The organism is Neisseria sp. P0021.S007 (genome assembly GCF_051956855.1).
In genome coordinates, this window is sequence record NZ_JBQCXA010000792.1 from 1 (window position 1) to 596 (window position 596).

1 protein-coding gene is annotated in these 596 nt (G+C 53.0%); it reads left to right on the plus strand.

Translation table 11 applies throughout. The annotated features are described in order from the left end of the window. A partial coding sequence (locus ACTHUR_RS15980) for an HD domain-containing protein (protein ID WP_440399650.1) occupies positions 1 to 596 on the plus strand: 596 nt, incomplete at both ends.

Genomic DNA, 596 nt, shown 5'->3' on the forward strand with positions numbered 1-596 from the left:
CCGACTATCATCCCGAAATCGACAGCGGTATTCATACGCTGATGGTTGTACAACGAGCCGCAGAAATGAACCTCTCCCTCGCCGAACGCTATGCCGCCTTATTGCACGACTTAGGCAAGGCAAAAACACCGGCCGACATCCTGCCGAAACACTACGGACACGACGTCAACGGCGTCGAACCCGTCCGCGAAGTCAATCAACGCCTGCGCGCACCCAAACACTGCGCCGAGCTTGCCGAACTTGTCTGCCGTTGGCACATCATGCTCCATCAAGTCGGGCAGTTCAAAAGCAAAACCATTTTGAATGTTTTGAAAAAAACCGACGCATTCCGCCGCCCCGAACGTTTTCAGACGGCCTTAAACGTCTGCGTGGCCGACAAACAAGGCCGTCTGAATCTTGAAGATACCCCCTATCCGCAACGCGAACACTGGCTGGCCTTACTTGAAGCCGCCAACCAAGTAGATGCAGGCAAAATTGCAGCCGAGTGTCGCGCGCAAGGAAAAGCGCACCTTATCGCTGAACAAATTGATCATGCCCGCTTAGCGCAAATTACACCACTGCAAAAAGCATATCAGGCAGACAAAGTAGGAGGATAT